We start from the raw sequence: 21,533 nt of genomic DNA on the forward strand, positions 1-21,533 counted from the left end.
GATGACGGAGTTTCTTAGTTAAAGGGGCGCACCGCAGCCAGGGGAAGGACCGGGTTTGGCGGCAGTAGGTTGGGGAGCAAAAGGGTAAAGGTAGTTCCTTCTCCAAAAACGGAACTAACGCTAATCTCTCCCTCAAGCTTTTTGGCTGTTTCCTTTACAATATAGAGCCCCAGGCCACTGCCCTTTGACTGGGAGTGTGCCCGAAAGAACATATCAAAGATGCGGGGCAGGTACTGCTCTTCTATGCCAATGCCATTATCTTCTACCACTATCTCTGCCTGGCGGGCATTGGCGGTTATGTGCAGCCGTATGTAGGGATTGTGCCGGCGGGGGCTGTGGTAGCGTACGGCATTGCTCACCAGATTGGTGAGAATTACCTTCAGTCTGGATTTATCGGTATAAAAGGGAGCCTCCAGCGCTATTTCCTTGATCAGGTCAATGGTGTAGGCCTCGGGGATGTAGCGCAGTGAGCTGGCGACCTCTTCAATCAGCGCCTCAAAATCGATGGCTTCGGGCAGACTCTCCAGGCGGTTGTTGCGGGAGTAGTCAATGATGTCATGAATAAAACTATCGAGCCGCAGCAGGCTTTCCTGCATCAGCTCCATGTAGCGCTGCCGCTGCCCGGCATCGGCTTCTTTTTTGGCTATATCGATGAGGCCCAGTACCGAGGCAATGGGTGCCCGCAGGTCATGCGACACGCTGTACACAAAGCGATCCAGCTCGGCATTGGCCTTGCGCAGCTCTTCATTAGAGGCCAGCAGCTCCTCGGCCTTGCGGATCATGGCAGCCTCAACGGCTACTTTATCCTGCTCAAACTGATCGTAGGTGGTGCTAATATGGTCAAGCAGGGGCTCAAGGGAAGGCCCCCACTTCTTAAGTTGCTTTTCTAACAGTGGGTTATACTTTTTCATACGAAGCGGAAAACCGGTCTTACCAAAAAATACCGGGCAAATACAGGGCCATAATTGCCGCTGGTAGGGCTTTCCTTACGCTATAAAACCCATAAGGGCTTGCTGCTGTTCCAAACATTTGCCGCACCCGGTCCGGCAGGGGGTGCTACCGTTCCGGCTACCCCATTTTTCTGCGGGCTGTGGCAGCAGGCAGCAAAAGAAAAGGCGCCTTACGGCGCCTGTCTTTTAAACGTGTTTCCATTCTCTGGCGAGGGCCAGGCATTGTTGCTGCGGTCGGTATCGGCCAGGCGGCCGCTGGGGTCAATCTCCAGGCTGCGGATATCGCCAATGGGGCGGCTGAGGGTCAGCTCATAGTCGGGAAAAACCCAGGGCCAGTCGGCGGCCACGGTGCGGCTCATGCCCAGGGTTTCGCTTTTTTGCCCCATCATCATGCGCAGCGGAATATACACATACTCCTGGCTGCCATCGGTATAGGTTACCACCAGGTCTAGCGGCATGGGCAGTTCGCCGATGCGCTGCAGGCGCACTTTGGTAGTAGCTCCGCTGGCACTTACCGAGCGTATGCCATAATCAATGCTGTTGGTGGTGCCAATCCACTCCAGAAACAGCCAGTCCAGCTCCATGCCGGAGGTTTTCTCCATTACCCGCTTAAAGTCGGTGGGGTTGGGGTGCTTGAATTTCCAGGTGTTGTAGTAGCGGCGCATGCCCTGCATCATTTTTTCCTCCCCCATCACATAGCTGAGCTGGCTCAGCAGCACTGAGCCCTTGGAGTAAGAGTTTACCCCATAGGTACGGTTGCGCATGTAGCGGTCGGCATGGGTGGTAAGGGGCTCCTGCTGGCCGCTCTTTACATTGCTGATGTAGCCACGAATGCTGCTCAGGTGGGGATTGGCCTTGCCTTCCTCAAAGATGATGTTCATCACATGGTCTGAGGCATAGGAGGTAAAGCCTTCGTCCATCCAGGGGTAGAGGGCCTCATTGGTGCCCAGCACCATCTGGTACCAGCTGTGCACCAGCTCGTGTACCGATACGCCCACCAGGCTTTTGAGGCTGCGCTTGCCGGTAACCATGGTAGCCATGGCATATTCCATGCCGCCATCGCCGCCCTGGATAATGGAGTACTGCTTGTAGGGGTATACGCCAAAATCGCGGTTCATCACCTCAAAGGCCTTTACCACATAGGGTTGGGCCTGTTTCCAGGCAGGGGCATAGGCGGGGTCGTTCTGATAAAGGAAGTGCAGGGTAGGGCCGCCGGGCACCTGCACCACATCATGCACATAGTCGGGATCGGCCGCCCAGGCAAAGTCATGTACATTGGGCGCCTTGAAATGCCAGGTAAGCCGCTGGCCGCCGGCTTTTGGCTTAGCCCCCTGGGCATAGCCGTGGCCCACCTCCTGGGGGTTTTGCAGGTAGCCGCTGCCCCCCACTACGTAGCTGGCATCCAGGGTAAGCTTTACGTCAAAATCGCCCCATACGCCGTGGAACTCCCGGCCAATGTAGGCATAGGGGTGCCAGCCTTCATAATCGTATTCGGCCATTTTGGGGTACCACTGGGTCATGGTCAGGCGTATGCCCTCCTGGCTATCCCGGCCCGAGCGGCGTATCTGCAGGGGTACCTGCCCCTCAAAGCGCATGTCCAGTGTGGTCTTTTTGCCGGGCAGCAGTGGCTTGGCCAGCTGCACTTCCAGAATGGTGCCTTTTTCGGTCATGGCCAGCTGGCGACCGTCCTGCTCCAGGTGCTGCACGCGCAGGTAGCCGATCTCATCGGGCTTCAGGGCCTGTATGCGGCTGCCTACCCGCGGATCCGGATCTTCAATGGTGCGGGAGCGTACATCCATTTCGCTGCCGGGCTGAAAGGCATTGAAGAACAGGTGGTAAAATACCCGGTGCAGAGTATCGGGAGAGTTATTGTAGTAGACCAGTTTTTGCGTGCCGGTATAGCGGTTGGTGGTTACATCCATTTCTACCGCCATGGTATACTCGGCGCGCTGCTGCCAGCGATCGGGCTGCGCATAAGCTGCCAGCTGCAGCAGGCAGAAGGATAGCGTAATCAGAAGGGGTTTTTGCATACTATGTTCCTGTAAGGGATTGGCCCAGCCTTAAAGTAAACCACAAAAAGCTAAATATGCCAATGCCGGGGCTAAAAGAGTAGCCCCAAAACAGGGAACGGACTTTGCGGGTTGTTATTGCTCAGCCTGTAGCTCGCGCAGCTGCACCAGTAAAAAGAGCAGCAGAAAGCAGGAAAACAGCAATCCGCCGGTTAAAAAGAGCGTGTCTGAGAGAAAAAAGAGCGAATAGGTAACCACTACTCCGAGAAGTATGGAAGCAAGCACCACTTGCAGGAGGCGCAAACGCTTTACGTTCATGGTAAAAAGAGGTTTGGATGAGGCAACTAACCCTGGGCTGAACAAGGCAGCCTCATCAATGGTGAAACAAAGGTAGAGCTTGCTGTCCAAAAATTAAACTTTACTCACAAAAAATTGTGTAATATTAAAAAATTTTAATAATCATGGCGAAAACAGCACTTAAATGGGGGGTACTTACGGCTCTGTTCATGTTTATCTGGATCAGCCTGGAGTATGCCGTGGGCATGCATTCAGACTACATTGCCTACCACCCGGTGGTTACACTGCTGGCCTTGCTGATTCCGCTACTCTGTCTCTACTGGGGGCTGCGGGAAGAAAAGCGAAAAGACCCCCGGACCTTTACCTTTAGCCGGGCCCTGCTCCTGGGCCTGTTTATTTCCGGAGTGGCCGCCCTGGCTGGTATGCTGGGCCAGTGGGTGTTTCACACCTTTATCAACCCCGATTTTTTCAACAGCCAGATCACTTTTGCCGAATCCCGGGCCCTGGCACAGGGCATGGATGTGCTGGTGGCCCGGCGGGAGGCCGAGGCCTATTTCAGCCTGCGCTCCTACCTGGTGCAGGCGCTGGGCGGGGCCCTTATTGGCGGGGCAGTGGCCTCAGCTGTGCTGGCCTTTTTTATGCATAATAAAAATCCCACTACCCCTACGGCCCGCTAGCGAGGCGAAAAAAACAAAAAAGCCGGCCTCCTCTGCGGGGGCCGGCTTTTTGCTGCATGGAGCAGTACTAGCCATTCAATTTATCTACTGTAAAGGAAACCTTGGCGTTTACGCCATAGGAGATGATCTTATTATCCTTTACATCGGCTTTCATTTCCTTTACATACACAGAAGAAATATTCTTAACAGATCTGGAGGCTTCGTCCAGCGCATTTTTTACCGCATCGTCAAAGCTTTTTTCAGATGTGGCAATCACTTCAATTACTTTTACTACACTCATAGTTATTCCATTTAGGGTTAAAAAAATAAAGAACAGTAGCAGCTGCAGCAAGAGGGGCACACTGGCAGCCGCTCCGGGTCTATAGGGGGGCTGGCAGGCGCACCTTTTGCTGCAACCCCCTCTGTTTTAGGGGGTACGCTTTATAGGTAACAGTACCTTCCGGGAGATGTTTGCACAACCAGCCGCTTAATTGCCCCAGCAGAAGCCAGAACTTTTTTGCCCCATTCTGTCTTGAACCATTAACAGAAAGCCTTACCTTTGCACCTTCGTTATGAAAAAGGCTCCTAAAAGCACCCCTACACCGCCCTGAATCCGGGCCCTGTCTTCTGACTGCTACTTCCCCAGGTAGCGGCACATTCCCTTTTCCCATGCTACTATCCGCTTATACTCCCCCTAACGGGAGAGCAAGCCCCTGTTTGTCTGGTTCATCCCTGTCGATTTTATCTGATCTGACTGCATAGTTTATCATATGGTATTCCTGAAGATGTTGAAGAAGAAAGAGTTCAACGCTAAAAATGAGATTCTTTCCGGCCTAACCGTAGCCCTGGCCCTGGTGCCCGAAGCGGTAGCCTTTTCGCTTATTGCCGGCGTAAGTCCGCTGGTAGGCCTGTACTCGGCCTTTATCATTGGCCTGATCACCGCGGTGCTGGGCGGCCGGCCGGGCATGATTTCGGGTGCTACCGGCGCCATAGCCGTGGTGGTGGTTGCCCTGGTGGCTACCCATGGGGTAGAGTATCTCTTTGCCGCCGTAGTGCTGATGGGTCTGATCCAGATGGCCATTGGCGCCCTTAAGCTGGGCAAATTCATTCGCCTGGTGCCCCATGCAGTGATGTTTGGTTTTGTGAATGGCCTGGCCATTGTGATCTTTATGTCGCAGCTGGACCAGTTTAAGATAACAGGCCCCGATGGCATCAGCAGCTGGATGAGCGGCCAGGCCCTCTACATCATGCTGGGGCTGGTGGTGCTTACCATGGCTATTATTCATTTTCTTCCCCGGTTTACAAAAGCGGTGCCCTCTTCGCTGGTGGCCATTCTGGTTATATCGGCAGCGGTTATCTTCTTTGCCATTCCTACCCGCACGGTAGGCGACATTGCTTCTATTGCGGGAGGTTTTCCAGAGTTTCACCTACCCCTGGTGCCCCTGAACTGGGATACACTGATGATCATTTTTCCCTACTCGCTCATTATGGCGCTGGTAGGCCTGATTGAAAGCCTGCTGACCCTGACCGTGGTGGATGAGATGACCGAAACCCGTGGCCGTGGCAACAAGGAGTGCATGGCCCAGGGCCTTGCCAATGTTACCTGCGGCTTTTTTGGCGGCATGGGGGGCTGCGCCATGATTGGCCAGAGCATTATTAACGTAAGCTCCGGGGGGCGCAACCGCCTGTCGGGCATTGTAGGGGCTGTAGGTTTGCTGGTATTTGTGATGGTGGGCTCTTCGCTGATTGAGCAGGTGCCCATGGCAGCACTGGTAGGCCTGATGTTTATGGTGGCCATTGGTACTTTTGAGTGGGCCAGCCTTAAGATCATCCGCAAGGTGCCTGCTACCGATGTGGTGGTGATGTTTCTGGTAGCCGGTGTTACGGTTATCTTCCACAACCTGGCTGTAGCGGTGATTATAGGGGTGGTGATCTCGGCCCTGGCCTTTGCCTGGGAAAATGCCAAGCGCATCCGGGCCCGCAAGTATGTAGATGCGCAGGGCATCAAGCATTATGAGATCTGGGGACCCCTGTTCTTTGGCTCGGTTGCCGCCTTTAATGAAAAATTCGATGTGCTGGGCGATCCGCAGCAGGTGATCATCGACTTTAAAGAATCCCGTATTGTGGACCACTCGGCCATAGAGGCAGTAAACAGGATAACCGAGCGCTATGCCAAAGTGGGCAAAAAGCTGCAGCTAAAGCACCTGAGCGAAGACTGCCTGCTGCTGCTGGAAAATGCCTCCTCGCTTATTGAGGTCAACTATGTAGAGGACCCCACCTACCGCCTGGCGGTTGATGAGCTTAGTTAACGTGAGTAATGGATTGAGATTCTAATCTAAAGGTAGTGTAAGGTACGGAATCCCCACTACGCGTGCCGCCTTCGCCAAGGGTGGTTGTTTGGCTTAGTAACAATCCAGGGTTTATACCCCATAATTAACGTTAAGTATGGCCCCCTTGTAACCTGATAAGCTGAGAAACATGAGTCATCCCGAATTTTCTAACTGGCTAAAACAGCCTTAGATTACTGTATTCTAGCCCAAAAACATAAAGAAGGGACGTCATCTCGACCAGCGGGAGAGATCTTGGATAGGCAGCTCTTAACAGGTAACTTTCTAAGATTTCTCCCCGTGCGGCGGCCGCGCTGGTCGAAATGACCTCGTACCTTAACGGAAAAGGCCTCAGAATATATCTTGAGGCCTTTTTTATTAAGTGTCCCGCTTAAGTGTCCCGCTAAAAATTCGGGATGACTCATGTTTTTTGCGCCCCCTCAGGGCTGCTTTGCTGAAGGTAAAGGGCTGCCGGCTGCCTGGCGCAGGCGTGCGGTGAGCTCCAGCAGCTGGGCCTCGCTGAGGCGAAAGCGGTGGTAGGTATCTATATCGCCTGAAGTGCTTTTTTCCAGCGCCTGGTACCAGTCGCCAGGCTGGGGCAGGTCGCCAATGCGGCGGGGCACTACATGCATGTGCAGGTGGGGTACCGACTGGCCGGCGGCTTCTTTTTCCTGAATGGCCCAGTCAAAGGCATCGGTGCGGAACACCTCGCCCAGCAGACGGGCCATATCCCGGCCCAGCTGCATAAATTCGGCCAGCTGCTGGTCTGTGAGGGCAAACAGGCTTTCTACATGCCACTTTGGAATAATGAGCGAATGGCCGGGCAAAATGGGCGACAGGTTGTAGATGGCGGCAAACTGCCTGCTTTCCAGAATAAAATAAGGGGGTGTTTTGCTGCAGAAAGGGCACTTCATGGCATATAGGGGGCTGGCGATGCGGAGAATTGAAGAAACGCTTTTGGTTCGGGGGCTATTAATCTTTACTTTTGTACTTTCACTGGTGCCTAACACGCTGGTGGAGAGACAGCTCTCTTTTATGCCCATACGCCCACGCGCCTCCTACACCTTCTCTCCCATCTGTTCCGGTAGCGCTAAGCGAATATACTGTTTTTCTTCAGACCTGCAGACCCGGCCCACTGCCAGAAAGCGGGCAATTCTTCCCATCAGGCCGGTACCAGGAATGTTTTGGGGGCCTGTGGCCTTGCCCTGCCGGCCGCTGCCGGCCGGCTCTCTCCGAGGCTAAACCAAAACCAGCTGTAAGGCTGCTCTGTTGGCGGATTTTCTTGCTTACTAACCCCTTATCCGTAGCGCATATTCTATTCCATGACCGATACTACTTCTACTACCACTCCTACTGCAACTGCCAGCCCTACACCCACCCCTCCCTGCCTGTTGGCCGGCCCCTCGTCCCTACAAAGCCTTGCGCAAAGCGTGCAGGCCCAGGGGCTGGACTGTAACTACCAGCCCCTGCTGCTGGAGGATGAGGCCGGCAGCACCGACCTTACCTACAAGCGCCTGGCGCCTGCCCTTGCCGAAGCCCAGGCGCAGCCCTACCAGCTCTTTATTGCCGCCCAGCCGCATGAGCATAAGCTAAGCGCTGCCATTCGCAAATCAGCCGATGGGCCTTTTCTGGTGCTGAGTACCCACCAGCTGTCTGTGCTGCTGGCCGATGCCCTCACCGGACAGGAACAGGAAAACAGCCTGCTGGTGATTCGCTCCATGGTGCTGACCGATATGCTGGAAACCCTGCTGGTAAAACGGGGCTTTCGCTGCAAAACCGAGCTGCTCGATTCGGACAATGTGCAGCAGGTGCTGGAGGCCGCCACTGCCGAAAGCGGAGCCGATACCGTACTGGCCATCACCGAGTGGGGGGAGTTTTACTGCAATAAAGGCTTTGCATTTGTGGTAGAGCAGCTACTGGCGCTGCAGCAGCGCCTGGCCAGCCAGCAGCTGAGCCTTTATGACCAGCTGCAGGGGCTCTACTACCGCTATGGCTTTTACCGGGAAAAACCCTGGTGGTAAACCTGGAGCAGGCCAGCCAGTCGGCCCACTATGCCTACCTGATGGATCATTTCCGCAAGCTCAAAAAGCCCGAGGTAGGCAGCTATGCCATTAAGGAGATCTGGGACTACCAGCGCAAAAAAGCCACTAACTGGGTCTCCAAAAAGCAGCTGAAGCTGGAGAATGAACCCTTTAACCTGATGAAGGTAGTATTTGTGGAGGGCATTAACCTGATGATGGTGCCCACCGAGCAAAAAATGTACCTGCACCTGAGCCTGAGTGGAAAAATGATGCACAAGGATCAGTACAGCAGCATGAGCCGGGATTTTGACCAGAAGCTCATCAAGCTGCTGGAGCTGGTAAACCAGCAGTAAGCCCAATGCCCGGAGCTCTGCCCGAGGCTCCCTGCAGGGCTTCGGCGATGAAAAGTTCAACACGGCTGGAAGCATGTTCCAGCCGTGTTTTCTTTAAAACGGAGTAGCCATAGCTCAGCTGCCGATCAGTGCAGCTGAGGGACTTTGGGCTGGTGCTGCGGGCCTTTAACCAGCTTTGTTTTTTCTTCCAGCGCCTCCCGCAGCGCGCTGTTCAGCTCATCGAGCCGATCGGTAAAGGCATCGGCCATGTCTTCACTTCTGCGCCGGATATCCTTGCGGATGCGCGCTCCTTTTTTAGGGGCAAATAACACCCCCAGGGCGGCGCCGCTGGCAATCCCTGCCACTACGGCCATCAGTACTTTTGCTGTGCTCATACAGGTAAAGGTTAGAGAGGTAAAAAGGATTTTGTATGATCTCTGCCGGAAAGAAGGGTACATTTTCTCCGGCAGAGGGGGTTTACATGTAGTATACCATCTGATCCAGGCAGGCTGCCGGCAGTCTGACGCAGGGGGTCAGGCAGCCTCCTATCCATGCGTAGAGGGCCGGATCTGAAGTACCCCCAGCAGCAGCAAACAGGCGCCTATCAGCATAAACAGCGGCTGGAGCAGGGAGAACACCGGGATGATCAGCAGCTGAACGCTGATCCAGACGATCAGAATACCGCCAGCGGCCATGGTCATATAAGGGTATTTGCGGTAATGCAGCAAACTGGCAAGTGCAGTCAGCAGGCTAAACACCCCTATGGCAAGGCTCAGAAACAAGCCCGGAATAAGGTAATTGGGCAGGGGGGAGGCTTTCAACCACGCTACCGGCAGCTGATTTAAGCCCCCTGAGGGGTCCAGTATCATGGGAATGCCGCCCAGCAGGGCCAGCGCTCCGGTTATGACCAGCAGCACAATACCGCTGATGTAGATCGATTTCATGACTGTAGCTGTTTAAAAAAAGGTTCTATTAGCAGTTAAGCACTTGGGGATGATGCCGGCCTGGCTGCCCTGGCCGGACGTTGCGCATGGGGGTTACTGGGGAGCGCCAGCAGCGGTATGGGGCTGCGAAGCGCCATTTGCCGGGTATGGCTGCTGTGCAGCAGGGCTTCCCACAAGCTGGCCTTGTGCGGCACCATTACCAGCATATCGGCATGATATTCATCAATGCGCTGCTGTATGCCAGCCAGCACATTTTCTTCTGTCAGGTAGCGGTAGCTGTGTTTGATCCCCTTGAGCACTTCTTCCAGATTAGGCGCCCTGCGCAGCATGGGTTTGCGGTCTTTTGGCTGCAGGGGTTCCTCCTTTTCTACATGCAGAATCTCTACCTGCGCCCTAAAGGCAGCAGCCAGCGCCTGTACCGGGGCCAGGGGGGTATGCCTGCCCAGGTAGCCGTACTCACAGGCAAACAGCATTCTTCTGATGCCCCTGAAGCGGGCTTCTTCCGGCACAATCAATACCGGAAAGCGGGCGTTTTTCAGGACAGTAATGGCGGTGCTGCCAAACAAACGGGTAACGAGCGAATGCCCCTTCAGGCCCAGTACCACCAGCTCGGCATGCTGTTTCTTTACCTGCCGGCTAAGGCTGGGCATCAGCAGGTCATTGGTGGAATAACAGCTTACCTCCAGCTGGTAGGCTTCGGCTATGGAGCCGGCCAGGCGGGTGAGGCGTTCGTTGTTTTCCCGGATCAGTACCGAGGCGCTGGGCACAAAGGCAGGGTGTACAGCAGGGGGCGCCGACAGGCTGAAGGCATTGAAGAGCACCAGCCGTGCTCCCATAGCGCTGGCCAGGGCAGCGGCATAGTCAAGCGCATTGCCGGCGCAGGCAGAAAAAATCGGTTGCGGCGAGTATCGTTTTCATGATGGTTCTGGTTTGAGCGGTACAAGGGGTGCTGCCGCTTGCCAGCGGCATTGGAAAGTAGAGGAGGCTAGTTGCGCACAAAAGCACCTATGCCTACGGAAACCTTCAGATAAACCTGCCGGTGAGCATAGGGCAGCTGCTGGCCTGTTCGCTCCAGGTCGCTGATCTGCCACTGGCTTCTGTCGGGAGAAAAGCTGTAGCCAAGCCGCAGCCCAAGCGTACGTCCGGCGTAGCCCTCGGCATCTTCTGTGGCGCGCAGGGCCAGAAAATCAACATTCAGGCCAAGGTCCAGAGCGGGGCTAAACAGGCGGTAGTGGTACAGGCATACGGTGGAGGCCGGCAGCTGCTCGCCCAGGCGCAGGCTGAGGGCATGCACCCCCAGTCCCACAGAGGGGTACAGCCAGGCATACCGGCTCTGCAGTACAATCCAGCCAAGGCGTGCCTGTGCGGTGCCCAGGTAGGTGTGGGCCGTACGGCTGCCATCGGTAAGGGGCTGCTGACTGGCTACCAGGGCATCAAAAGCAGCAAGGCCCCTGTTGGCCCTATAATAGGTGTCCAGGCCAAAACCATAATACGTAGCACTGAAGTGATCGATCCCCCGAGGTGCCGTAGCATTCAGGAGTGTAGGGGCATGGGGTACATGCACCAGCCCAAAGGTAAGGTTAGCAGAAATACCCCTGATTTCCTGGCCATTTGCGGAAAGTGGGAGCGCCATGGCCAGCAGCAAAAGCAGTACGGGCGCTTTCATGGCTAAAAAAGCTAAGACGGGCAGCTGTGGTCTTCTGAATAGGAGAAGCGCAGCGCGGCTGCTTGTCTGCTCTAAAGATAGGGGGAGGAGCCAGCCTGCACCATGATGTATGCTTGGAAATGAGATGATTCTTATCATATTCGCACAGCTGTAGGCAGGCTTGGGGTGCAGGAGCGCAGCATCCAAGCGGGGGGCATTTACGTTATCAAAAAAGTGAACCGGGCTGGAATGATTACTACAGGAGTAGCAAAAGGGTACAGATGGGTGCAGGCGCTTTCGCTGGATGTGGCGCTGGGCAGCGGGCTGCTCAGCCTGGCCATTGCCCGGTATTACCAGGTAGCGCTGCCCGGGCTGGCCGTACTGGCGCTGATGCTGGCCGTATGGGTCATCTATACGTTTGATCATCTTTCCGATGCCCGAAAACTAAAAACAGCGGCCGCCACCTACCGGCACCGCTTTCATCAGCAGCACTACCGGCTTCTGTGCAGGCTGCTGTTGCTGGCTGTAGCGCTGGGCCTGGGACTTGCCAGCCAGTTACCGGAGAGTGTGTTGCGCTGGGGGCTGGTGTGTACCGCTCTGGTGGGGGTATACTTTTGGTTACTGCAGGTATATGCTTTTCGCTATAAGGAGCTCCTGGTGTCGGCCTGTTATACCCTGGGGGTTTTTCTGGCCCCGCTTAGTCTGGTGTCTCATCCCCTTACGCCTATTCAGTTGTTGCTCATTCCCCAGATCTTTCTGCTGGCGCTCAGCAATCTGCTTATCTTCTCCTATTTCGAGTATCAGACCGACCGGCAGGACGGCCATTTTTCTCTTGCCTTACATTTTGGGGGGTTACCTATCAAAAGGTTAACGTTGGCTTTGGTGAGCATAGGACTCCTTTTATGCGGCCTGCTGTATGCCGCTGCCAGCCTGCTCATCAGCCGGGAAGTGCAGCTGTTGCTCTTCAGCATGAACCTGCTCCTGTTACTTCTGCTGCTGAAAGAAGCTCTTTTCCGAAAGCATGAGCGCTACCGGATCATTGGGGATGGCATCTTTTTTATCCCCGCCCTGCTGCTGCTCTATGCGTGGTAATTATGACCGCATAGCGCCCTTTTACGATGCGCTGGCGGCCCTTGTCTTTGGGCAGTCTATTCGCCAGGCGCAGCAGTTTCTGCTGGAGCATATTTCCGCCAATAGCCGGCTGCTGATTGTAGGCGGGGGTACCGGCTGGATACTGGAAGCGCTGACCACCCGCCATCCGCAGGGGCTGGAGATTGATTATGTGGAAAGTTCGCTACAGATGCTGGAGCGGTCCAGACAGAGAAATTGGGGCAGCAACAAGGTTCACTTTATACATGCTCCTATTCAGCAAGCCCGGCTCAGGCAGGGCTATGCCGTGGTGATCACCCCCTTTGTACTCGATAATTTTTCGGCCTCCACCCTTGGAAACGTTATGGGCAGGCTGGATCAGGTCCTGGCACCCGGGGGTCTGTGGCTGTATGCCGATTTTCGGGCTAATCCCGAGCGCAGGCTGCAGCGGGGGCTGCTATGGACTATGTACGCCTTTTTTGCTCTTTTCTGCAGATTAGAAACCCGTACGCTTACAGACCCCCACCCCTATTTTGAGCAGTACCTTTACAAGGAGGCAGCCCGGAAGCACTTTTATGGCGGTTTTATCAACTCGCTGGTTTATCAGAAAGCCTGAGCAGGTGCCACTAGAACCAGGTAAAGTGGCAATAGTAAAAGAATATTGCTATTTTGTAGAAAAGCAATCCATTTTTTACCTGTGCTCCTGACACTAAAGCTGCCACCGACATGACCAAGCCATCCCCCCTTGCCTATTTTGCCAGTACCTTTGAAGGAGACGCCATCCTCCCCGGCCAGCCGGGCTATGAAGAGGGCCGGCGGGTGTGGAATAACCTGTTTGATCGCTATCCGGCGGCCATAGCCCGTTGTGCCAGCGTGGGGCAGGTACAGGCAGCCCTGCGCGCTGCCAGAGAGCTGAAGCTGCCGGTGGCTGTACGGGGGGGTGGCCATGATTATGCCGGCCACTCGGCAAGCGAAGGGGGGCTGGTGATTGATCTGTCGACCATGAACAGCATCCAGATTGATCCCGACAGCCGCACAGCACGGGTAGAGGGGGGTGCCCGCTGGGGAGAATTTGATGCCAAGGCGCAGCAATGGGGGCTTGCCACACCCGGGGGAACCGTTTCCACCATAGGGGTAGGGGGCCTTACCCTGGGGGGCGGCACCGGCTATCTGGCCCGAAAATGGGGACTTACGCTTGACAATCTGCTGTCGGTAGAGCTGGTAACAGCCAGTGGCGAGTTGGTAACGGCCAGCCGTACGGAACATGAAGAGCTCTTCTGGGCAGTGCGGGGCGGCAGCGGAAACTTTGGAATTGCCACCCGCTTTGACTACCAGTTGCACTCCGTAGGTCCACAGGTGCTTACTGCCCAGTATTTCTATCCGTTTGAAGAAGCCCGGTCTGTACTTTTGCAGTACCGCAGCCTCATGGCCCAGGCCCCTGATGCCCTGCAGTGCTATGCCTTTATGCTGCCTGTGCCGCCGGTTGCCCCCTTTCCGGAGGCCTATCGGGGCAAAATTGCCCTTGCGCTGATTGCCTGTTATGCAGAAGTGCTGGAAGAGGGCAAAAAGCAGCTAAAGGCGCTGGAAAATTTTGGTACCCCTTTTCTGGGCTTTACCCAGCCCATTGCCTATCTGGCCCTGCAGCAGGCATTTGATGCGGGCATGCCCAAAGGCCTGCGCTGGTATTCAAAGGCACACCACCTGCCGGCGCTGAGCGATGAGGTGCTGGAGATTCTGCTCCGCTTTACCTCCTCCCTGCCCGGAACGCACAGCATTGTGTACCTGGAGCCCCTTGGGGGCGCCATAAGTAGAATTGATCCGGCTGCTACAGCCTATCCGCACCGGCAGGCGGCCTATGCCCTGCACATTCTTCCCGGCTGGAGCGATCCAGGGCAGGATGCTGCCATTATACAATGGGCCCGGGATTTTTATGCTGCCCTGGCGGGGCATGCCACCGGGGGGGTCTATGTAAATCTGCTGGGGCATGATGAGGCCGACGGACCGGCAAGAGCCTATGGGGCAAATTATGAGCGTCTGGCCCGGCTCAAGCAGCTCTGGGACCCAGAGCATGTGTTTCAGTCCAACCACAGCATACAGCCTGCGGGCAAACACAGCTGAACCCCATTTGAAAACGAAGACTGGCAATACAAAGTGTTAGGGCTGAATGGAGGCATCGGGACTATAGAGCGCCTCTCGTGCCCGCAATAGCCTGATTTTGACAGGCAGAGTAGTAGGGGGCGCCAGTCCCCAGCTCTGGTATACCTGCTGCAGAATGCCCAAATAGCGGGAATCTGCCTGCAGCGGACCCAGCACCTCGGGGTAAAGATGGTGCATGGAAAGCACCGCCCAGTAATTCCAGTCACTCACAGCCGCCAGCTGCTCAACTGCTTTACCGGATTCGCCCAGGGCAGCACTGATAAGCGCCACGGCAAAGGGATCGTTGCCGGCTGCCAGCTGGCTGCGCAGCTGCCGGGCCCTGTCCGCATGGCCCATATGAACATGGGCCAGCGCACAGGTAAGCTGCGGGCCAGTACCGGCCCAGGGCACCGAGAGCTGATCGAGCAGGCGCAGCGCTTCGGCATACCGGCCCAGATGGTACAGGGCCACCCCTTCATAAAAGGGGGCTGTGGTCCACTCGGGCTGCAGGTTGCGGCAGCGCCGGGCCTCCCGGATCGCCTTTTCTGGCTCGCCATTTACCAGCAGCGAGAATGATAAATTGCTGAGGGCTTCGGGTGAGAGGGGGTTTGATTCTACCGCTCTTTTAGCGCTCTGAAGGGCCTGTTCGGCCTTGCCAATCAGCAGGCTGGTCCAGCTAAGCCAGTTGTGCGCCTCGGCATAGTTTGGGCGCAGGGCAATGGCCTTCTTGTACGCCTGCTCGGCGATGGCGCCCTCCCGCCTGGCTTCGTGCAGGAGGGCCATGGTGGTACTGATCTCGGCCAGGCGGGGGTCCAGGGCCAGCGCTTTTTGCACAGCATTTTCGGCTTGGGGCAGTACCTCTTCGGCCAGGGCAAATCCATATTCATACAGCAGCACCAGGGCATCGGCCAGGCCTACCCAGGCCAGGGCATAGTGAGGGTCCCGGGCCAGGGCTTGCGTAAAGAAGCTCACCGCCTGCTGCATCCCCCCTTCGGTGCGCTGGTCCAGGCTCCAGCGGCCCTGGGCATGCAGGCAGTACGACTCCAGATCATGGGTAGGCGGTTGCCGGATGGCCACTTCTTCTTCCCGGCTCAGGCGGGCCTGCAGGGCCTCGGCGATCTGTCTGGTAATCTGGGCCTGTATCTCAAAAAGCGTATCGGCCGACAGGGTCTTCTGGTAGCACTCGGCCCACACCTGGCGGTCTTCGGCAGCCTGTACCAGGCGCACCCATACCTGTATCTGCTTGCCAGCCTCCTGCACCTCGCCACTGAGGATCCAGGCTACCCCCAGCTCCTGCGCAATGTGCGGCAGCAGGCGCTGGGGCCTGCGGTAGCGCATTACCGATGTGCGGGAGTAACCCGCAGCTCGGCAAGGCCAGACAGGCGGGTAAGGATATCTCCATGAATGGCATCGGTAAAGGCGGTGGCTTTTTCCTGGCCCAGACTTTCAAAGGGCAGCACGGCTATGCTTTCCAGGGCAGCTGCCGGAGGGGAGCTAAGGGCGTAAGCAGGCTGGCGGCTGTTGTGCCGGGCCCCCTGAGCCTGAATGTCGGCTGCCAGGCGGGCCAGGGCGGGCGAGGGTTCTTCTTCTTCTTTCTGCAGGCGGCTGGCAAATTCCTGGTAAGCATCCAGGGCGCCCTTCCAGTTGCCGGTGCGGTTCAGCAGGGCTATCAGCCGGCCGTGCTGCTCTTCGCACAGGGGGTTAAGCCTGGCGGCCTTGTGGGCCCATTCCCGGGCTTCCTGCAGTTGCTGCTTTTTCGGCCTCATGGGCCAGGGTCCAGGCGCCTTCTGTCGCCAGCCGGGTCAGGCGGCTGCGTTCCTCCTCCAGCCACTGGTCAAATTCTGGCGAGGCATCGGTGATGTGAAAGCCCTTTAGCAGATCGCCCCGGTAGAGGCGCAGGGCCTCCTGCAGCCGGCCCTGCTGGCAGCACTCTTCAAACGCGCGCACATCGGCCCAGAAAGCGCCTGGCTGCAGGCACACTTCTTCGCTGCCGCGGTTTAGGATGGCTGCCGGCCCCAGGGTGCGCCGAATGTGATACAGCATGTTGCTAAGGGCATTGCGGGCACTTTTTTGCCCCCCTTCGGGCCAGAAGAGCGGCAGCAGGCTATCGCGCCGGTGAAAGCCGTAGGGGCGCTTCAGAAGCAGGTATACCAGCAGCGCAAGGCGCTTAGGCCCTGCCAGAAAGGAGTGTACAAGTGTGCCATCGGTAGTGCGGATCTCCGCAGGCCCCAGGATGTAAAGTTCTGCCTTCATGTAGTACTTTCTCCTCTTAGAGTATAATCTAAGACATAAAACGGACTAAACAAAGACCCCAGCCCTATTTTGGCCCCAGGCTATCACCGGCAGAAGGCCTGCTCTGATAAGAGCAGCAAGCCCCTGTCCGGAAGGAATACCTTCTAATAAAATGTATCACCTAATCTCCAGTTCACATGAAAAATTTGCCTGTTAAGATCAACGCTGTTGTACTGCGCCTGCTGGTATCCGTAGGAGCAGCCATTTTTGCGGGCGCCAGCCTGCTGATGTTCACCAGCCTGCTGGTTTCCTGCCAGGAACCGGAAAGCCCCCTGCGGCTGCCAGACGCTCTGCCAGCCGATGCTGCCGCTGCCGCCAGCGGTCCGGATGCTTTTCCTTATAGTGGCAATCTGGTAGATATTACCAGCAAGCATATGGATTTTATACTGCCAGAGGAGATTCCTTCTGGTTGGACCACCTTTCGGTACCACAACCAGTCGCACATGGTGCATTTTTTTGTGCTGGAAAAAATGCCGGTAGCCGACGGTGAGCAAAAAAGGGCTGGAAGACACAAAAGCAGAGGTTTTCCCTGTTTTTCAGCAGGCGATGGACCTGATTAATGCCGGAGATGCAGCCGCAGGCTTTGCCGCTTTTGGTCAATTGCCGGCCTGGTTCTTTGAGGTAGTGTTCAAGGGAGGGGTGGGGCTGGTATCGGCCGGCCAAACGGCCCAGACCACCCTGTATCTGGAGCCCGGCGTCTATGTGATCGAGTGCTATGTAAAAACCGGAGGCAAGTTTCACGGACTATTTGGCATGGCCAAACAACTGGTGGTAACCCAGGCGACTACAGACGCCGCTCCTCCCAAAGCCAGCCTGCAGATGACGCTCTCCCGGGAGGGTGGCCTGGCCATTGAGGGCAAGCTGCGCCCGGGCCTGCAGACCATTGCCGTGCATTTTCAAGATCAGGGCCCGCATGAGCATTTTCTGGGGCATGATGTGCATTTGGTACGGCTTACGGACAATTCCGATGTAGCATCGCTGGAGGCCTGGATGGACTGGTCAAGTCCGACAGGGATGGAAACCCCTGCTCCGGAGGGTGTGTTTATGGGCGGAGCTCAGGAAATGCCTGCCGGTAGTACTGCCTATATTACAGCCCAGCTGAGGCCGGGCCGCTATGCTTTTATTGCCGAGGTGCCGGCGCCTTCCTCCAAGGGCATGTTGTATACGTTTCAGATTCCGGAAGGCAAGCGAGCGGCCCGATAGCCCGCCTGGGCCGCTTCAGGAGCAGCGGCAGGCATGCGATGCCCAATAAGCGGCATCCTTTACCCCCCCTCTCAGCAAGCTGGGACCCCAGGCGTACAGTGCCCTGCCCCCCTGCGCCTGTGGTGGCGGGGCAGGGGGCTAATCGCCAAAGAGGGTGAGCGACACCATCAGGATGGTGAGCAGCACGGCCAGCACCACTACCGCAACCAGCGCTACATTCTCCACATTGAGCCTGGCGCTGAGGCCGGATTTGGCGGCAGCGGGTTTCTTTTTGCGGCCTGGGCGTATGTTCAGGATCAGGGGAACCTTAAACTTTATTTTAGGGCCGGTGGGGGCCAGCTGAATAATATCATCATCGTGCAGAAACCACTTTCTGCCAATGGGCCGGCCGTTGAGCAGGGTTTGGTTGGTATTGGAGAGGTGGCGCAGGCTGTAGCCCTCTTCGCTCCACTCAATGGCGGCATGCAGGCGGCTTACCATGGGAAAATCATCCCCAAAGCAGATGGTGCAGTCGGTATCCCGCCCCAGGCTGATGTAGGGCAGTTGCAGGGATTGCTCGGTGCCCTGGGGCATGTCCCGGGCCGGATCCAGCAATACCAGCACGCAGGGGGAGGTAGGGTGGGCGTTGCTCACAGCGTTTCCGTTAGAGGTACCATTGGTTTTTTCTGCCAGTTTTGTTAGCGCAGACCAGTCCATAATAAACTTCTCCTTTCACCAAAAATTATTGGGCATCTGTGTTTTTATCCTGCACCCCTGCCCTGAACTGGTATAAACTATCGCCCATCAGGATCACATCGCCATCGGCAAGCTTTACGGGTTTGTTTACGCGGATAAAGGTGGTTTTGAGTGCGCTGCGGTTCTCCAGGTACCAGCTGCCGTCTTTCTGATACAGGCTGGCATGGCCGCTTCTGGAAATGGAGTTGTTGGCCGGATCCAGCAGGTTGCGGTCCAGGATCACCTTTTCGGTGCGCAGGTCTATTTTTTTAAGGTCTTTTTCTTCATCCAGCGAAATGGCCACCAGACAGGAGGTATTGGGGTCGGGCACAATGCGCCGCACCGTCTGAAAACCACCGCCCGTACGTGGTCTGGGGGCAGGCTGCTGCAGCAGGGGCAGCCCCTTCCTGATCCCAGGGGGTCTCCTGACTGCCCGGCATGATGATGGTGTTTCGGTTGATATCGGTCTGGTTGGTGTGTTCGGCGGGTACGGGCTCCTCCTTATCAATAAGGTTGGTGCGGCACTTGATGCAGGTAGCGGCATTGTGCAGGTTAAAGTATCCGCATTTGTGGCAACGAATCATACTAGCTGAATTAGAACGGGTATGTAAAACTGGCCGGCCCTGACACCCGCAGGCAGCTGCGGCCGGAACCAATCAAAATCTGATTTTCTAAAAAACATATACCAATACGTAAAAAAGGGGGGAGCGCTTATGGACCCGGGCTAAAAATCTGGCAGCAGTGCTTTTTGTCCTGCCCGGCAGCCCCCTGTTTTACTCAACCGGTCCTGCTGCCCGCAGGCTAAAGGGACCCGGCTGGCCCCTCTGTCCGGGCCTATAGTCGGAAGGAAGCATCTACCAGCTCCTGAAAGGCTTTTTGCTTGCTCACCTGCCGGATAATGGGATCATCCTTAATGGCCGACCATTCGATAAGGCCCGTCTGAAACGCCCGGCGGTATAGTTCCAGCGACTCCTCCAGCTTGTTCTGGCTGGCCAGTACGGAGGCTTTGCCATAGAGTGCCCAGGCATTGGTATTCTCCAGCTGCAGGGCCTGCTCAAAGGTCTGGCCGGCCTCCTGGTAACGGGCCTCGTGCAGCTCCAGCAGCCCTTTGCGGGTAAGCAGGCCCACATCCCGGCCAAAGGCTTCATGTAGCGTTAGCGCTTTGGTGATGTCCTGCAGCGCCCTGGGGTACTGCTTAAGCTGCTTGTAACTATCGGAGCGCTGCAGGTAGGCGGGTGCAAAAGCCCCGTCTACCTTTTCCAGGATGTAGGTATAAATGCTAAGGGCGTACTCGGTCTGGCCCAGGGCCTGGTAGGCATCGCCCAGCGCCAGGTATACCCAGGGGTTGTCGGGGATGCCCCACTTCATGCTCTTTTCAATATCCCGGATGGCGCGCTTGTAGTTTTTAAGCCCCAGCTGCACAGCCCCCTGCGCAAACAGGGCCTGGGCATGGGTTTTATTGATGGCCATGGCCTTGTCCAGGCTGGCCTGTGCCTCCAGGTACTGCTCGGCCAGCAGCTGGGCATTTCCCAGGCGGTACCAGCCCTCGGCTACTTCCTGGGCTACCTGCTCCAGCGCCTGGGCCGATTGGGCGGTGGTGGCCCCGGTTTCGGCGGCGGCTACCAGCTCGGCGCCTATGGGCACAAAACGCGCAAAATCAGCTTTGGCAGCAGGAAACTCCCCCTGCTCCCGCAGCACCAGGCCCCTTTTGTAGTAGGCCAGGGAAGGCCGCTCCAGCTCAATGGCCCGGGAATAGCTTTGCAGGGCATTGTCATAATCCTTTAGCTGGTAGTGGGCATCGCCCTTCAGCACCCAGGCCTGCTCGTTGGAGGGGGCAATCAGCACAGCCTTGATCATGTGCTGCAGGGCCAGGCGGGCATTGCCTTTGGCCAGGGCCTGCTCACCTGCCTGGTAGTGCTCCCGGGCCAGGGCATCGATCTCGGCCAGCTGCCCAGGGCTAAGGCCGCCGGACCGGGCCTGCTCAAAATCTACGGCGGCAGCGCTGATGTTCTGCTGCTCCATATAGGCCAGGCCGCGGGCATAGTAAGCAGGGGCCAGCAGGCTATCCAGGCTCAGGGCCTTGCTAAAGGCGGCTATGGCGGCCTCTGGGGCCTTTTGCTGCTGCAGCAGCAGCCCCTTTTGGTAGTGCAGGGCGGCCTCATCGGGGGTTTGTTTCAGGGCGGCCTCATAATCGGCCAGGGCCCCCTTACCATCGCCCATGGCCTGCTTTAGGCGGGCCCGCTCGGGATAGTAGGCTGCCCCATTGGGGAGCTTCTGAATGATATGGTCATAATCGGCCAGGGCTTTCTGTGCATCCTGGCTGCGCTCATAGAGCAGGGCTCGCTGGTGATAGGCCTGGGCAAACTGGGGGTCCAGCTTGATGGCCGTGCTAAAATCCCCGATGGCGGCTCCAAAATCCTTCAGCTTTTCATAGGCCCGGCCCCTGCCAAGGTAGAGGTCGGCATTTTTGGGATCTTCACTAATGGCTTTTCCATAGGCCTGGATGGCTTCCAGATAGGCGCCTTCTTTAAATTTGGCTTCCAGCTGCGTATTGAAGCTTATTTTTTGCTCCAGCTTGCGCAGGCGGGCCTGCGTGGGCGCATCGCCAGGCTGCAGCTGCAGGGCCTGCCGGTAGAGCGTGCGGGCCTTGTCATAGGCCCGCGCTTGCTCGGCCTGTTGGGCCTGCTGCAGCAGTTCGGCTACGCGCCGGGTATCAAAGGCCTGCCAGCTGCGGGCAATGGCCGCATCGGTGGTCTGGGGCTGTCGGCTGGATTCTGGGCGCAGCAAGTCGGCCAGCTTTGTGGCAAAGGTGCCATCATCGGTAGGCTGGGCCGAGAGGGCTGCCTTCTGGCCTTGAGGGGGGAAGGGGGTGCCGGCCTGGTGGCGGGTAACACGGGTAATGTAGGTAACCCATCGTT

At 56.8% G+C, this 21,533-nt stretch carries 25 protein-coding genes; 9 read left to right on the top strand and 16 right to left on the bottom strand.

What is annotated here, in order from left to right; translation table 11 throughout:
- Positions 1-14: 14 nt before the first annotated feature.
- From ADICEAN_RS14015 to ADICEAN_RS22690, 3 genes are all read right to left on the bottom strand, one after another.
- Positions 15-911 carry a sensor histidine kinase gene (locus ADICEAN_RS14015; RefSeq protein WP_009196276.1) on the bottom strand — a complete coding sequence of 299 codons (897 nt, stop codon included), beginning with the start codon at positions 909-911 and terminating at the stop codon, positions 15-17.
- Between the two features lie 209 nt (positions 912-1,120).
- Positions 1,121-2,980: a M1 family metallopeptidase gene (locus tag ADICEAN_RS14020; RefSeq protein WP_009196277.1), complete on the bottom strand. Its 1,860-nt coding sequence runs from the start codon at positions 2,978-2,980 to the stop codon at positions 1,121-1,123.
- 114 nt (positions 2,981-3,094) lie between these two features.
- Positions 3,095-3,277 (bottom strand): hypothetical protein, encoded by a 183-nt coding sequence (locus tag ADICEAN_RS22690; RefSeq protein ID WP_009196278.1) that lies wholly within the window; start codon positions 3,275-3,277, stop codon positions 3,095-3,097.
- Positions 3,278-3,420: 143 nt separating this feature from the next.
- Between ADICEAN_RS22690 and ADICEAN_RS14025 the strand changes: the two genes are divergently transcribed.
- Positions 3,421-3,933, top strand: a complete 513-nt coding sequence (locus ADICEAN_RS14025) for a DUF4199 domain-containing protein (RefSeq protein ID WP_009196279.1) — start codon at positions 3,421-3,423, stop codon at positions 3,931-3,933.
- Between the two features lie 67 nt (positions 3,934-4,000).
- On the opposite strand, the gene ADICEAN_RS14030 is transcribed toward ADICEAN_RS14025, so the two are convergent.
- Positions 4,001-4,213 carry a dodecin family protein gene (locus tag ADICEAN_RS14030; RefSeq protein ID WP_009196280.1) on the bottom strand — a complete coding sequence of 71 codons (213 nt, stop codon included), beginning with the start codon at positions 4,211-4,213 and terminating at the stop codon, positions 4,001-4,003.
- A 469-nt stretch (positions 4,214-4,682) separates the two neighbouring features.
- Between ADICEAN_RS14030 and ADICEAN_RS14035 the strand changes: the two genes are divergently transcribed.
- On the top strand, positions 4,683-6,221 hold the full coding sequence (locus tag ADICEAN_RS14035; protein WP_009196281.1) for a SulP family inorganic anion transporter: 1,539 nt from the start codon (positions 4,683-4,685) through the stop codon (positions 6,219-6,221).
- A gap of 458 nt (positions 6,222-6,679) precedes the next feature.
- Here the strand turns inward: ADICEAN_RS14035 and ADICEAN_RS21375 are convergent, their stop codons facing one another.
- A complete protein-coding gene (locus ADICEAN_RS21375; RefSeq protein WP_161622710.1) occupies positions 6,680-7,153 on the bottom strand; it encodes an HIT family protein in 474 nt (157 codons plus the stop codon).
- 408 nt (positions 7,154-7,561) lie between these two features.
- Between ADICEAN_RS21375 and ADICEAN_RS14045 the strand changes: the two genes are divergently transcribed.
- Together ADICEAN_RS14045 and ADICEAN_RS14050 are read left to right on the top strand one after the other, a co-directional pair.
- A complete protein-coding gene (locus ADICEAN_RS14045; RefSeq protein WP_009196283.1) occupies positions 7,562-8,260 on the top strand; it encodes a hypothetical protein in 699 nt (232 codons plus the stop codon).
- On the top strand, positions 8,254-8,613 hold the full coding sequence (locus ADICEAN_RS14050) for a hypothetical protein (RefSeq protein ID WP_009196284.1): 360 nt from the start codon (positions 8,254-8,256) through the stop codon (positions 8,611-8,613). The genes ADICEAN_RS14045 and ADICEAN_RS14050 overlap by 7 nt, the downstream gene beginning before the upstream one ends.
- 125 nt (positions 8,614-8,738) lie before the next feature.
- On the opposite strand, the gene ADICEAN_RS14055 is transcribed toward ADICEAN_RS14050, so the two are convergent.
- From ADICEAN_RS14055 to ADICEAN_RS14070, 4 genes are all read right to left on the bottom strand, one after another.
- On the bottom strand, positions 8,739-8,987 hold the full coding sequence (locus tag ADICEAN_RS14055) for a YtxH domain-containing protein (RefSeq protein ID WP_009196285.1): 249 nt from the start codon (positions 8,985-8,987) through the stop codon (positions 8,739-8,741).
- A 150-nt stretch (positions 8,988-9,137) separates the two neighbouring features.
- The gene (locus ADICEAN_RS14060; RefSeq protein ID WP_009196286.1) at positions 9,138-9,536 is read right to left on the bottom strand and encodes a hypothetical protein; all 399 of its coding nucleotides are present in this window, start codon (positions 9,534-9,536) and stop codon (positions 9,138-9,140) included.
- A gap of 35 nt (positions 9,537-9,571) precedes the next feature.
- A complete protein-coding gene (locus tag ADICEAN_RS14065) occupies positions 9,572-10,429 on the bottom strand; it encodes a universal stress protein (protein ID WP_083879740.1) in 858 nt (285 codons plus the stop codon).
- Positions 10,430-10,521: 92 nt separating this feature from the next.
- Positions 10,522-11,202, bottom strand: a complete 681-nt coding sequence (locus ADICEAN_RS14070; RefSeq protein WP_009196288.1) for a hypothetical protein — start codon at positions 11,200-11,202, stop codon at positions 10,522-10,524.
- A 228-nt stretch (positions 11,203-11,430) separates the two neighbouring features.
- Here ADICEAN_RS14070 and ADICEAN_RS14075 point away from each other — a divergent pair, with 228 nt between their 5' ends.
- The 3 genes from ADICEAN_RS14075 to ADICEAN_RS14085 all read left to right on the top strand — a co-directional run bounded on the left by ADICEAN_RS14075 (position 11,431) and on the right by ADICEAN_RS14085 (position 14,388).
- Positions 11,431-12,273: a hypothetical protein gene (locus ADICEAN_RS14075; protein ID WP_152426440.1), complete on the top strand. Its 843-nt coding sequence runs from the start codon at positions 11,431-11,433 to the stop codon at positions 12,271-12,273.
- On the top strand, positions 12,263-12,886 hold the full coding sequence (locus tag ADICEAN_RS14080) for a class I SAM-dependent methyltransferase (protein ID WP_009196290.1): 624 nt from the start codon (positions 12,263-12,265) through the stop codon (positions 12,884-12,886). Before ADICEAN_RS14075 ends, ADICEAN_RS14080 begins: the two co-directional genes overlap by 11 nt.
- Positions 12,887-12,996: 110 nt before the next feature.
- Positions 12,997-14,388 carry an FAD-binding oxidoreductase gene (locus ADICEAN_RS14085; RefSeq protein WP_009196291.1) on the top strand — a complete coding sequence of 464 codons (1,392 nt, stop codon included), beginning with the start codon at positions 12,997-12,999 and terminating at the stop codon, positions 14,386-14,388.
- 36 nt (positions 14,389-14,424) lie between these two features.
- Here ADICEAN_RS14085 and ADICEAN_RS14090 read toward each other — a convergent pair whose 3' ends face one another.
- From ADICEAN_RS14090 to ADICEAN_RS14100, 3 genes are read right to left on the bottom strand one after another with little or no spacing between them, the layout of a single operon-like run.
- Positions 14,425-15,744 (bottom strand): tetratricopeptide repeat protein, encoded by a 1,320-nt coding sequence (locus ADICEAN_RS14090; RefSeq protein WP_009196292.1) that lies wholly within the window; start codon positions 15,742-15,744, stop codon positions 14,425-14,427.
- Positions 15,744-16,172: a BTAD domain-containing putative transcriptional regulator gene (locus ADICEAN_RS14095; protein WP_040397326.1), complete on the bottom strand. Its 429-nt coding sequence runs from the start codon at positions 16,170-16,172 to the stop codon at positions 15,744-15,746. Before ADICEAN_RS14095 ends, ADICEAN_RS14090 begins: the two co-directional genes overlap by 1 nt.
- On the bottom strand, positions 16,108-16,659 hold the full coding sequence (locus tag ADICEAN_RS14100) for an AfsR/SARP family transcriptional regulator (RefSeq protein WP_009196294.1): 552 nt from the start codon (positions 16,657-16,659) through the stop codon (positions 16,108-16,110). The genes ADICEAN_RS14095 and ADICEAN_RS14100 overlap by 65 nt, the downstream gene beginning before the upstream one ends.
- Positions 16,660-16,835: 176 nt before the next feature.
- Here ADICEAN_RS14100 and ADICEAN_RS21380 point away from each other — a divergent pair, with 176 nt between their 5' ends.
- Entirely contained in the window at positions 16,836-17,258 is a 423-nt protein-coding gene (locus ADICEAN_RS21380) for a hypothetical protein (protein WP_009196295.1), read from the top strand.
- A complete protein-coding gene (locus ADICEAN_RS14105; RefSeq protein ID WP_009196296.1) occupies positions 17,245-17,901 on the top strand; it encodes a hypothetical protein in 657 nt (218 codons plus the stop codon). The genes ADICEAN_RS21380 and ADICEAN_RS14105 overlap by 14 nt, the downstream gene beginning before the upstream one ends.
- Positions 17,902-18,039: 138 nt before the next feature.
- Here ADICEAN_RS14105 and ADICEAN_RS14110 read toward each other — a convergent pair whose 3' ends face one another.
- From ADICEAN_RS14110 to ADICEAN_RS14120, 4 genes are all read right to left on the bottom strand, one after another.
- A complete protein-coding gene (locus tag ADICEAN_RS14110; RefSeq protein ID WP_161622711.1) occupies positions 18,040-18,534 on the bottom strand; it encodes an FHA domain-containing protein in 495 nt (164 codons plus the stop codon).
- Positions 18,535-18,622: 88 nt separating this feature from the next.
- Positions 18,623-18,958 carry an FHA domain-containing protein gene (locus ADICEAN_RS22695; protein ID WP_009196298.1) on the bottom strand — a complete coding sequence of 112 codons (336 nt, stop codon included), beginning with the start codon at positions 18,956-18,958 and terminating at the stop codon, positions 18,623-18,625.
- On the bottom strand, positions 18,900-19,199 hold the full coding sequence (locus ADICEAN_RS22700; RefSeq protein ID WP_009196299.1) for a hypothetical protein: 300 nt from the start codon (positions 19,197-19,199) through the stop codon (positions 18,900-18,902). The genes ADICEAN_RS22695 and ADICEAN_RS22700 overlap by 59 nt, the downstream gene beginning before the upstream one ends.
- 250 nt (positions 19,200-19,449) lie before the next feature.
- The coding region (locus tag ADICEAN_RS14120; protein WP_040397327.1) for a tetratricopeptide repeat protein at positions 19,450-21,533 on the bottom strand (2,084 nt) is incomplete at its 5' end.

Source organism: Cesiribacter andamanensis AMV16 (assembly GCF_000348925.1).
Lineage (GTDB): Bacteria > Bacteroidota > Bacteroidia > Cytophagales > Cyclobacteriaceae > Cesiribacter > Cesiribacter andamanensis.

What these genes read in the sequence shown, in the direction of transcription:
- ADICEAN_RS14100 (WP_009196294.1), bottom strand. Translation starts at nt 16,659, where the DNA reads ATGAAGGCAGAACTTTACATCCTGGGGCCTGCGGAGATCCGCACTACC.
- ADICEAN_RS14035 (WP_009196281.1), top strand. Translation starts at nt 4,683, where the DNA reads ATGGTATTCCTGAAGATGTTGAAGAAGAAAGAGTTCAACGCTAAAAAT.
- ADICEAN_RS14085 (WP_009196291.1), top strand. Translation starts at nt 12,997, where the DNA reads ATGACCAAGCCATCCCCCCTTGCCTATTTTGCCAGTACCTTTGAAGGA.
- ADICEAN_RS14060 (WP_009196286.1), bottom strand. Translation starts at nt 9,536, where the DNA reads ATGAAATCGATCTACATCAGCGGTATTGTGCTGCTGGTCATAACCGGA.
- ADICEAN_RS14025 (WP_009196279.1), top strand. Translation starts at nt 3,421, where the DNA reads ATGGCGAAAACAGCACTTAAATGGGGGGTACTTACGGCTCTGTTCATG.
- ADICEAN_RS14090 (WP_009196292.1), bottom strand. Translation starts at nt 15,744, where the DNA reads ATGCGCTACCGCAGGCCCCAGCGCCTGCTGCCGCACATTGCGCAGGAG.
- ADICEAN_RS21380 (WP_009196295.1), top strand. Translation starts at nt 16,836, where the DNA reads ATGAAAAATTTGCCTGTTAAGATCAACGCTGTTGTACTGCGCCTGCTG.
- ADICEAN_RS14020 (WP_009196277.1), bottom strand. Translation starts at nt 2,980, where the DNA reads ATGCAAAAACCCCTTCTGATTACGCTATCCTTCTGCCTGCTGCAGCTG.
- ADICEAN_RS14045 (WP_009196283.1), top strand. Translation starts at nt 7,562, where the DNA reads ATGACCGATACTACTTCTACTACCACTCCTACTGCAACTGCCAGCCCT.
- ADICEAN_RS14075 (WP_152426440.1), top strand. Translation starts at nt 11,431, where the DNA reads ATGATTACTACAGGAGTAGCAAAAGGGTACAGATGGGTGCAGGCGCTT.
- ADICEAN_RS14095 (WP_040397326.1), bottom strand. Translation starts at nt 16,172, where the DNA reads ATGAGGCCGAAAAAGCAGCAACTGCAGGAAGCCCGGGAATGGGCCCAC.
- ADICEAN_RS21375 (WP_161622710.1), bottom strand. Translation starts at nt 7,153, where the DNA reads ATGAAGTGCCCTTTCTGCAGCAAAACACCCCCTTATTTTATTCTGGAA.
- ADICEAN_RS14015 (WP_009196276.1), bottom strand. Translation starts at nt 911, where the DNA reads ATGAAAAAGTATAACCCACTGTTAGAAAAGCAACTTAAGAAGTGGGGG.
- ADICEAN_RS14105 (WP_009196296.1), top strand. Translation starts at nt 17,245, where the DNA reads ATGGACCTGATTAATGCCGGAGATGCAGCCGCAGGCTTTGCCGCTTTT.
- ADICEAN_RS22690 (WP_009196278.1), bottom strand. Translation starts at nt 3,277, where the DNA reads ATGAACGTAAAGCGTTTGCGCCTCCTGCAAGTGGTGCTTGCTTCCATA.
- ADICEAN_RS14055 (WP_009196285.1), bottom strand. Translation starts at nt 8,987, where the DNA reads ATGAGCACAGCAAAAGTACTGATGGCCGTAGTGGCAGGGATTGCCAGC.
- ADICEAN_RS14030 (WP_009196280.1), bottom strand. Translation starts at nt 4,213, where the DNA reads ATGAGTGTAGTAAAAGTAATTGAAGTGATTGCCACATCTGAAAAAAGC.
- ADICEAN_RS22700 (WP_009196299.1), bottom strand. Translation starts at nt 19,199, where the DNA reads ATGATTCGTTGCCACAAATGCGGATACTTTAACCTGCACAATGCCGCT.
- ADICEAN_RS14080 (WP_009196290.1), top strand. Translation starts at nt 12,263, where the DNA reads ATGCGTGGTAATTATGACCGCATAGCGCCCTTTTACGATGCGCTGGCG.
- ADICEAN_RS14070 (WP_009196288.1), bottom strand. Translation starts at nt 11,202, where the DNA reads ATGAAAGCGCCCGTACTGCTTTTGCTGCTGGCCATGGCGCTCCCACTT.